Origin of the sequence: Acinetobacter sp. UBA2063 (genome assembly GCF_002333245.1) — a bacterium.
Classification (GTDB): domain Bacteria; phylum Pseudomonadota; class Gammaproteobacteria; order Pseudomonadales; family Moraxellaceae; genus Acinetobacter; species Acinetobacter parvus.
Genome location: NZ_DDAH01000189.1, coordinates 1 through 10,247 on the forward strand (window position 1 = coordinate 1; position 10,247 = coordinate 10,247).

At 42.0% G+C, this 10,247-nt stretch carries 6 protein-coding genes; all 6 read left to right on the top strand.

Annotation, left to right across the window (positions count from 1 at the left end):
• Positions 1-466 precede the first annotated feature (466 nt).
• The 6 genes from gltB to B4H32_RS09205 all read left to right on the top strand — a co-directional run bounded on the left by gltB (position 467) and on the right by B4H32_RS09205 (position 10,147).
• Complete coding sequence (gene gltB / locus B4H32_RS09180) at positions 467-4,945, top strand: glutamate synthase large subunit (RefSeq protein ID WP_286802340.1); 4,479 nt, start codon at positions 467-469, stop codon at positions 4,943-4,945.
• 71 nt (positions 4,946-5,016) lie between these two features.
• Positions 5,017-6,438 carry an FAD-dependent oxidoreductase gene (locus B4H32_RS09185; protein ID WP_286802343.1) on the top strand — a complete coding sequence of 474 codons (1,422 nt, stop codon included), beginning with the start codon at positions 5,017-5,019 and terminating at the stop codon, positions 6,436-6,438.
• A gap of 376 nt (positions 6,439-6,814) precedes the next feature.
• A complete protein-coding gene (locus B4H32_RS09190) occupies positions 6,815-7,405 on the top strand; it encodes a LemA family protein (RefSeq protein WP_286802345.1) in 591 nt (196 codons plus the stop codon).
• A gap of 33 nt (positions 7,406-7,438) precedes the next feature.
• Positions 7,439-8,485 carry a TPM domain-containing protein gene (locus tag B4H32_RS09195; RefSeq protein ID WP_286802346.1) on the top strand — a complete coding sequence of 349 codons (1,047 nt, stop codon included), beginning with the start codon at positions 7,439-7,441 and terminating at the stop codon, positions 8,483-8,485.
• Positions 8,479-9,039 carry a TPM domain-containing protein gene (locus B4H32_RS09200; protein WP_286802349.1) on the top strand — a complete coding sequence of 187 codons (561 nt, stop codon included), beginning with the start codon at positions 8,479-8,481 and terminating at the stop codon, positions 9,037-9,039. Before B4H32_RS09195 ends, B4H32_RS09200 begins: the two co-directional genes overlap by 7 nt.
• A gap of 58 nt (positions 9,040-9,097) precedes the next feature.
• The gene (locus B4H32_RS09205) at positions 9,098-10,147 is read left to right on the top strand and encodes an AAA family ATPase (RefSeq protein ID WP_286802351.1); all 1,050 of its coding nucleotides are present in this window, start codon (positions 9,098-9,100) and stop codon (positions 10,145-10,147) included.
• Positions 10,148-10,247: the final 100 nt, after the last annotated feature.

Genomic DNA, 10,247 nt, shown 5'->3' on the forward strand with positions numbered 1-10,247 from the left:
TTTTGCACCAATATGAAACAATATTGATTCTTTTTATGGCACTGTGATTTTTTTTGGTGCAATTTCATTTCTTGGTGTTTAGGGCTTAGTTTCTATAATTTAAAGTTATTTTAATTTTTTTAATGATTTAGTAAATTTTTATTTTTTTGGCATATTTTTTGCTTTCTTATGATGCTAATTTGTCTACTCATTACCCTTTTTTGTGCGAAAAGATTCATTAATTGAGTGAAATAGAAAGTTTTTTATACTTTACAAGTATTTGTTAAAGTGTAATAACTGAAAACACTTTATATAGTGAAATACGCTGATTCTTGCATAAGAAAGACGTATATTTGCAAATCCGCCAGTGAAAATGTTTTTTTGCGAAGCATTGAACTTTAAATGAGTTAATCGACAATATCGCAGAAAATGAATTGATTGTTTGTTGCTCGAAAGAGCCATGTTGAAAGAAGGGTACGCTATGCACATGCCATCGCCTAATACTGTAGCTCCCGCTCAAGGTCTATATCAGCCTGATGAGTTTAAGGATAACTGTGGTTTTGGTCTGATTGCCCATATGAAGGGTGAATCAAGCCATCATCTGGTCGAAACCGCGATTCACAGTTTAAGTTGCATGACGCACCGTGGTGGTATTGCCGCAGATGGTAAAACGGGAGATGGGTGCGGATTGCTATTGGCTATGCCGAAACAGTTCTTTCGTGACGAAGCTCAGAAGTTAGGTGCTAATCTTACTGAGATTTTTGCTGCGGGTACTGTATTTTTAAATATTGACCCTGCTTTAGCTCAAAATGCAAAGAATATTTTAAATAAAGAAATTGCAGCGGAAGGTTTAACGGTTACGGCATGGCGTGTTGTACCCACAAATAATGATGCTCTCGGTGAGATTGCTCTGCAATCATTGCCTGCATTTGAACAAATTCTTGTGAATTGCCCAATGGGCTTAACTGAGGTTGAGTTTAACCGTAAACTTTTCCTGGCACGCCGCCGTGCTGAACAACAATTACAAAATGATCCTTTGTTCTATGTCACCACTTTGGCGACCACAGTCATCAGCTATAAAGGCTTGATGATGCCAGCAGCGATTGCCGACTTCTATACCGACTTGGCTGATGAGCGCTTAAAATCACATATCGTGGTATTCCATCAGCGTTTCTCGACCAATACTTTGCCACGCTGGCCATTGGCACAACCATTCCGTTACCTTGCCCATAATGGTGAAATTAATACCATTACAGCAAACCGTAACTGGGCTTTGGCACGTACGCCTAAATTTGAAAACCCATTATTGCCAGGTTTAACTGAGCTTAATTCGATCGTAAACCGTACTGGTTCGGATTCATCAAGCCTAGACAACATGCTTGAAATTCTTGTGGGTGGCGGAATGGACTTATTCCGTGCGCTACGTATGTTGGTTCCACCAGCATGGCAGAATGTTGAAACTTTAGATGCTGATCTACGTGCATTCTATGAATTCAACTCTAAGCACATGGAAGCTTGGGATGGTCCAGCAGGTTTGGTGATTCAGGATGGTCGTCACGCGATCTGTATGCTAGACCGTAATGGCTTGCGTCCAGCGCGTTGGGTCATCACTAAAAATGACTACATCACTTTGGCATCTGAAATCGGCGTGTGGGGTTATGAGCCAGAAGATGTGGTGTCTAAAGGTCGTGTTGGTCCTGGTCAAATCCTAGTGGTTGATACATTGACTGGCAAAGTGCTAGATACCAAAGATGTCAGCAATCATCTTAAGAACATGCGTCCATACCGTGAATGGTTGCGTGATCATGCGATTCGCTTACAGGCCAATCCACAGCTTGAAGAACAACTTGTGGATCAAGGCCTTACAGGGGATAAGTTAAAAGCAGCGCAAAAAATGTTTATGGTAACATTTGAAGAGCGTGATCAATTATTGCGTCCTATTGCAGAAAGCGGTCAGGAAGCTGTCGGCTCAATGGGTGATGATACCCCAATGGCAGTATTGTCTCGTCAAGTGCGCCATGTTTCTGACTATTTCCGTCAACAATTTGCGCAAGTCACCAATCCACCAATTGATCCATTACGTGAATCAATTGTAATGTCATTGGAAACTTGTTTAGGTCGTGAACAGAACGTGTTCGAGCAAGGTCCAGAGCATGCCGACCGCATCATTATTTCCAGCCCTGTATTGTCTAATTCAAAAATGCAGCAGCTTCGCGATGTTGAAAAAGAGCGCGAAGGCTATGGCGTTGTTGATATTGACCTGAACTATGCTGAAGCTGAAGGCTTACAAGCAGCGATTGCCCGTATTTGTGAAGAAACTGCGCAAGCGGTTCGTGATGGCAAAACCTTAATCGTATTAACGGATAAAAACTTCCGTGAAGGTTTCTTGCCTGCAAACTCTGCATTGGCAACAGGTGCGGTACATCATCATTTGATTAAAACGGGTTTGCGTACTGATGCGAACATTTTGGTTGAAACAGGTTTTGCCCGTGATCCGCACCAATTTGCAGTATTACTTGGCTTTGGTGCGACAGCAGTTTATCCCTACTTGGCATACGATGTGATCAATGACTTGGTTGCCAAAGGTGAGTTATTGGGTGACCCAATCCATGCACAAGCGAATTTCCGTAAAGGCATTGAGAAAGGCTTATTGAAAGTACTTTCTAAAATGGGGATCTCAACAGTTGCCTCTTATCGTGGTGGTCAGTTGTTCGAAGCGGTTGGTCTTTCTTCTGAGGTGGTTGATAAATGCTTCCTTGGCGTACCAAGCCGTATCCAAGGGGCTACTTTTGCAGATTTAGAAAACGATCAGAAAAAATTGGCAACAACTGCTTGGCAGAACCGTAAGCCGATTGATCAAGGTGGTTTACTTAAATTTGTATTTGGTAAAGAGTACCATGCTTTCAACCCTGATGTGATTAACTCATTGCATAAGGCGGTTCGTTCAGGTCAATATCAAGACTTTAAAGAATATGCAGAGTTGGTGAATAACCGTCCAGTTGCTACGATTCGTGACTTATTTAAGTTAAAAACCACCAATTCAATTGCATTGGATCAAGTTGAAACCATTGAAGAGATTTTACCTCGCTTTGACTCTGCAGGTATGTCATTAGGTGCATTGTCTCCAGAAGCGCATGAAGCAATTGCGATAGCAATGAATACCATTGGTGGTCGTTCGAACTCTGGTGAGGGCGGTGAAGACCCAGCGCGTTACGGCACGATTCGTAACTCGAAAATCAAACAGATTGCATCAGGTCGTTTTGGTGTAACACCAGCGTACTTAACTTCTGCTGAAGTTCTACAGATCAAAGTGGCGCAAGGTGCAAAACCAGGTGAGGGTGGTCAGCTACCAGGTGGTAAAGTAAATGGCTTGATTGCGCGTTTACGTTACTCGGTGCCGGGTGTGACCTTGATTTCACCACCGCCACACCACGATATCTATTCGATTGAAGATTTGTCGCAATTGATCTTTGACTTGAAGCAAGTCAATCCTCAAGCGATGGTTTCAGTGAAATTAGTATCTGAGCCGGGTGTAGGGACAATTGCCGCTGGTGTTGCAAAAGCTTATGCTGACTTCATCACCATTTCAGGTTATGACGGTGGTACAGCAGCCTCACCGCTTTCGTCGATTCACCATGCGGGTTCACCATGGGAGCTCGGTTTAAGTGAAGCGCATCAGGCTCTTCGTGTAAACGACTTGCGTGGTAAGGTTCGTGTTCAAACTGATGGTGGTTTAAAAACAGGTCTGGATGTAATCAAAGCAGCAATTTTAGGTGCTGAAAGCTTTGGTTTCGGTTCTACACCAATGATCGCATTAGGTTGTAAATATCTTCGTATTTGCCACTTGAATAACTGTGCAACTGGTGTGGCAACCCAACAAGACCATTTACGCCAAGAGCATTATATTGGCGAGCCACAAATGTTGATTAACTTCTTCAAATTCATTGCTGAAGAAACACGCGAATGGTTGGCTGCATTAGGCGTTTCATCACTAAAAGACTTGATTGGTCGTGTTGATTTACTAGAAGTATTACCGGGTGAAACTGAAAAACATGCACACTTAGACCTAAGTGCATTATTAACCTCTCATCCTTCAGCGGAAGGCAAGGCACAATATTGTCAAGTTCAAGGTAATGCGCCATTTGATAAAGGTGTCTTGGCTGAACGTATGGTTGAAGAAATGCTACCAGCGATTGAAGCGGGAACAGGCGGCTCATTTAACTTTACTGTAGGTAACTGTGATCGTTCAATCGGTGCGCGTATCTCGGGTGAGATTGCACGTCGTTATGGTAACTTGGGTATGGAAAACAGCCCTGTTGTGATGAATTTGGTTGGTACTGCTGGTCAATCACTTGGTGTGTGGAATGCAGGTGGTTTGCATATCAAACTTGAAGGTGATGCTAACGACTATGTTGGTAAAGGCATGGCGGGTGGTCGTGTGTCGATCTTCCCACCAAAAGGTTCGCCGTTCCAAACGCAAAATACTGCAATCATCGGTAACACTTGTTTGTATGGTGCGACTGGCGGTAAGTTATTTGCTGCGGGTACTGCGGGTGAGCGTTTCGCTGTTCGTAACTCAGGTGCTTTTGCAGTCATTGAAGGTGCTGGCGATCACTGCTGTGAATATATGACAGGTGGTGTGGTCACTGTCTTAGGTAAAGTTGGTCATAACTTTGGTGCGGGTATGACAGGCGGTTTCGCTTATGTCCTTGACCTTGATAACGACTTTGTTGACTACTATAACCATGAGTTGATTGACTTAAATCGTATCTCGACTGAGGCGATGGAAGATCATAAAGAATATCTATTACGTATTCTTGATGAGCATATCCAAGAAACAGGCAGTGCTTGGGCTTACAAAATCCGTAATGAGTTCGACTTCTATAGTCGTAAGTTCTGGCTTGTAAAACCAAAAGCTGCTAATTTGCAAACGCTTTTGAAAACAACCCAAGCTGATCCACAATAATTCCACGACTGCAAAGACATAGGCAGGTGCAGAGGTGAAGAAAACCGCTGCGCCTACCCACGGAGAGAGACATGGCAGAACGCCTCAATAATGACTTTCAATTTCTGGACGTACCACGCCAAGATCCAGAGAAAAAAGATATTACTGTCCGCAAAGCAGAATTTGTGGAAATTTATAAACCTTTTACTGCTGAAGTGGCTGCGAATCAGACGCATCGTTGTTTAGGTTGTGGTAACCCGTATTGCGAATGGAAATGTCCTGTACATAACTATATTCCTAACTGGTTAAAGTTGATTGCAGAAGGTCAAATTTTCCAAGCAGCCGAGCTGTGCCACCAAACCAATACCTTGCCAGAAGTATGTGGTCGTGTATGTCCACAAGACCGTTTATGCGAAGGTGCTTGTACTTTAAATGACGGCTTTGGTGCAGTAACGATTGGTAATGCTGAAAAATATATCAACGATACTGCCTTTGCTCTAGGCTGGCGCCCAGATATGTCTGGCGTTAAATGGACGAATAAAAAAGTTGCAATTATTGGTGCAGGTCCAGCAGGCTTAGGTTGTGCAGATATTCTTGCACGCGGTGGTGTAAAACCAGTTGTATTCGATAAACGTCCTGAAATTGGTGGTCTACTTACATTCGGTATTCCAGAATTTAAAATGGAAAAAGATGTGATGAAACGTCGTCGTGAAATCTTCACGGGGATGGGCATTGAGTTCCGTTTGAATACTGAAATTGGTGTCGATGTAACGATTGAACAGTTGCTTGCTGAATACGATGCAGTATTCATGGGTATGGGAACATACACTTATATGAAAGGTGGTTTCCCTGGTGAAGATCTTGATGGTGTTTACGATGCATTAGATTTCTTAATTGCGAATGTAAATCGTTGCCAAGGCTGGGAAAAAGATCCAAGCGAATACATCAGTGTAGATGGTAAAAAGGTGATTGTTCTTGGTGGTGGTGATACTGCGATGGACTGTAACCGTACTTCATTACGCCAAGGTGCACATGATGTGACATGTGCTTACCGTCGTGACGAAAGCAACATGCCGGGTTCTGCGCGTGAAGTAAAGAATGCCTATGAAGAGGGCGTGAAATTCCTATTCAATCGTCAACCAATTGAAATTGTTGGTGAAAATGGCAAGGTAACAGGCGTAAAAGTCGTGACTACACAGATGGGTGAGCCTGATAGCCGTGGTCGTCGTAGCCCTGAGCCAGTTCCTGATTCTGAAGAAGTTTTACCAGCTGATGCAGTATTGCTTGCTTTCGGTTTCCGTCCAAGCCCTGCGGATTGGTTTGGTTCTGCGAATGTGAGCTTAGATGGTTCAGGTCGTGTAGTGGCAGCTGAACAGCAAGAGTTTAAGTTCCAGACCTCTAATCCAAAAATCTTCGCAGGTGGAGATATGGTGCGTGGTTCTGATCTTGTGGTAACTGCTATCTGGGAAGGTCGTCAAGCTGCCGAGGGTATTTTAGATTACCTTGGTGTTTAATCCAGAAAATATTGTAAAACACGTCTAAGTAGAGCCTGCATTATGCAGGCTCTACTATTTTCACCTTATCTTTTTGGTAGTTTTGGCAAATCGTATAAGCTATTTTGCCCTGTCCCTGATCATTTTTTAGCGTGATTTTCAAAGACCAATCAGGAAATTGTGTAGGCAATAAAAATGGCTCTTGTAAATGCAAATTCAGAGAAAATTATTTAAATCGCCTCAAGGCATTGGGGATTACCGTACGACGGTTACAGTTCTCCGATGATTCTATGCAATGATATAAAGATTTCAACAAATAAATGTTACACAGAGAACAAAAATCACATTACAATGAATTATTGAAAAAATATAAAGAAAAACCTGAGGATAAATTTTTATGAAAGTGATCAAACAAACTGCGCTCGCAACTGTATTGGCAAGCACCTTATTGTTCACAGGCTGTGGCTATAACACCTTGCAGGTGAAAGATGAGGCGGTCAATGCTTCCTGGTCTGAAGTACAAAACCAGTATCAACGCCGTGCTGACCTTGTGCCTAATCTTGTCAATGTAGTGAAAGGCTATGCCAAACATGAAGAGCAAGTCCTCACAGAGGTGACGCAAGCTCGTTCGAATGTTGCGGGTTTAAAAGTAGATAAAGAAGTTTTAGAAGACCCAGCGCTATTTGAAAAATATCAACAAGCACAAAGTCAATTGACAAGTGCATTATCTCGTTTGATTGCTGTTTCTGAAAATTATCCAGATTTAAAAGCCAATGAACAATTCCGTGATTTACAAGCACAATTGGAAGGTACAGAAAATCGAATCGCGGTTGCTCGTAACCGTTATATTACGACAGTGCAAGATTACAATTCATATGTGCGTCAGTTCCCACAAGCAATCACAGCAAAAGTGATTGGAATGAAAACCAAGGAAAACTTTAAGGCAGACTCATCTGCACAACAGGCGCCAACAGTTTCATTTAATTAATCGTTGAAATTGTTTTCGGCTTAGGAGGGGCGTATGTTGATCAAGTTAAAGCAAAAATTAAAATATGTTTTAACCATCATTTTTGCAATGCTTTGTTTTCAACATACAACCTGGGCTGAGACCGCCACTGCGACAGATCAAGGTGATCTAGTGGTTGCTGGAAAAATTATTCAGCAACAGCAACAAAACAAGTCATCAACAACCACAGAACAGCCTCCCGTACTAGCTACAGTTGCCAATGATATGGCGGATGGGGAATCTATACGTGGTTTACCCACTTTAAACCAACCTGTGATTGATCAAGCTAAGATATTGAACGAGGCTGAAATCCAGCAACTCAATCAAAAAATTCTAGCCCTTTATCAACAGGGTAAAGCTCAAATTGGAGTCATTATTGTACCCACCACAGGTCAGGAAGCGATTTTTGATTTTGCTTTGCGTACAGGTGAAAAATGGCAGCTAGGTTCAGCAAAACGTGATAATGGTTTGTTGATGGCAATTGCGATCAACGATCGTAAAATTCAGATTCTAACAGGCTATGGTCTGGAAGGTGTATTACCTGATGTAGTACTCAGCCGTATTATTCGCAACCAAATCACACCTGCCTTTAAACAGGGACAATATGCACAAGGGATTTCGGCTGGGTTGGATGAAATTAGCCGTATCGTTAATCTTGATCCAGAAATTGCCCAACAGGCTGCCCAAGAATTAAAAGACCGTCATGAACAAGCTTTACGTGAGCAACAAGCCAAAGATAATACGCTTACGATGGCGCTATTTATTTTAATTGCGGGTGTCATAGGATCGTTCATTGTGGGTAAACGATTAAGTGCATCTACTGCGGCTGTGGCAGCAATGGTTGCGGGACTGGTCAATGGTGCTGGTCTGGTGATGAGTCTATTGCTTGGTGTGGGAATTTTCTTTTTATTAATCACATCACTTGCTCAACTGATTTTTCAGGCCTTCTTGTCAGGTGGTGGACGAGGGGGCAGAGGTGGAGGCTTTGGCGGTGGCAGCGGCGGTGGTTATAGTGGTGGTGGCGGCAGTTTTGGCGGGGGAGGAGCATCGGGCTCATGGTAACAAAAACAGATACAACACAGATTATTACCCAGCCTAAACTGGATGAGCAGGTTCAACCAAGCTTAAAGCGCTGGTTTAAACACTTCCTCTATATATCTTCTATGCATCGTTATTTCAATAAGCAAGATAGAATGCACATAGCCAACGCTGTGCAGCAGGCTGAAAAAGGTCATGTTGGTGAAATTCAAGTGGTAATCGAAGGACATATACCCTGTTCACAGGCTTATCATCAAAACACACGGCTACGGGCGCAGCAGCTATTTGCTGAATTGGGTGTTTGGGATACTGAACTCAATAGTGGTGTATTGCTGTATTTAAATCTGTGTGAGCGCAAAGTTGAGATTGTGATTGACCGCGGTTTAAAAAATGCAACACAAACTGAGACGTGGAATACAATTTGCCAAAATATCGCTGTTACCTTGGCTCAAAAAGAATATTTACGAGCTGTGACTGGTGGCGTGAATGAAATTGGTCAAGTATTGGATCAATACTATGTAAAAAATGATTTGTATGATGAAAATGAATTGCCGAATGAACCTATTATTTTAAATTAAATGCTTATGTTAAAGTATAGAAAAATCCACTATCCCCCTATATTTGAGTAGGTTGAGCATGTTAAAGCACCTAACAGTCAGAAATTTAACGGTATTTCCTGAGGCAAACTTTGATTTTGCACGGGGTTTGAATATTATTATTGGGGAAAATGGTTGTGGAAAGTCGCATTTACTTAAAAGTATGTATGCAGTACTTGCAACAGGTTACCAAAGCAAACAGCATTTAAATGAACGTCCAACACAGGTATATTTGCAAAAAGGTTATGCCGATAAATTATTGACAGTATTACGTCCTGAAACTTTAGGGCGATTGGCTCGACGTAAACAAGGCGCAGAGCGTTGCGAACTGAGCTTTAATTTTGATAATAAAAGCCTGGATACAAGTTTTGTATTTTCAACACGCAGTAAATCTGAAGTACAGATGGAGAAAGCACCTGAGCAATGGTTAGTAAAGCCCCCTGTCTTTATTCCTACACGTGAGTTGCTTACTTTATGCCCTTGGTTCATTTCCCTATATGAGCATACCTATGTTGAATTTGAAGAAACATGGCGAGATACCTGTTCATTACTAAATGCGCCTACGGTTAAAGGAGCAAGAGAAAAACGCATTGCTGAGTTATTAAAGCCACTTGAAGAGGCCATGGGTGGCAAGGTATTTGTAGACAGTAAAAGCGGACGATTCTATCTAAGTATTGTGGGTGAGGGAAATTTGGAAATGCCCTTAATTGCAGAAGGACTACGTAAACTGGCAATGTTAGCACGTCTCATCAGTACAGGCACTTTACTTGAACAGGGCTATTTATTTTGGGATGAACCTGAAACCAATTTAAACCCCAAATTAATTAAATTGATTGCCAAGGTTTTACTACATTTATGTCAAAACGGCATTCAGATATTTATGGCAACTCATTCTTTATTTTTATTAAGGGAAATTGAAATTTTGAGCATAGAAAAGCAATTTGCCCCGATTCCTAAAAAATATTTTGCTTTACGTCCCACTGATCAAGGTGTTTATCTTGAACAAGGTGAAAGCATAGATGCCTTGCAAACACTGACATTATTAGATGAGGAACTCACTCAATCTGATCGTTTTATGCAAGTAGGCTAGTCGATGAAAAATAAAATTATAGAGGGGCAGCTCACCTTTTCTTTTACTGAACCGAATGCGACCAAGTATGATGAATGGTCATTTTATCCGAATAGCCGTA

Coding starts and splice junctions, on each gene's coding strand:
- gltB (WP_286802340.1), top strand. CDS start 467: ATGCCATCGCCTAATACTGTAGCTCCCGCTCAAGGTCTATATCAGCCT.
- B4H32_RS09185 (WP_286802343.1), top strand. CDS start 5,017: ATGGCAGAACGCCTCAATAATGACTTTCAATTTCTGGACGTACCACGC.
- B4H32_RS09190 (WP_286802345.1), top strand. CDS start 6,815: ATGAAAGTGATCAAACAAACTGCGCTCGCAACTGTATTGGCAAGCACC.
- B4H32_RS09195 (WP_286802346.1), top strand. CDS start 7,439: ATGTTGATCAAGTTAAAGCAAAAATTAAAATATGTTTTAACCATCATT.
- B4H32_RS09200 (WP_286802349.1), top strand. CDS start 8,479: ATGGTAACAAAAACAGATACAACACAGATTATTACCCAGCCTAAACTG.
- B4H32_RS09205 (WP_286802351.1), top strand. CDS start 9,098: ATGTTAAAGCACCTAACAGTCAGAAATTTAACGGTATTTCCTGAGGCA.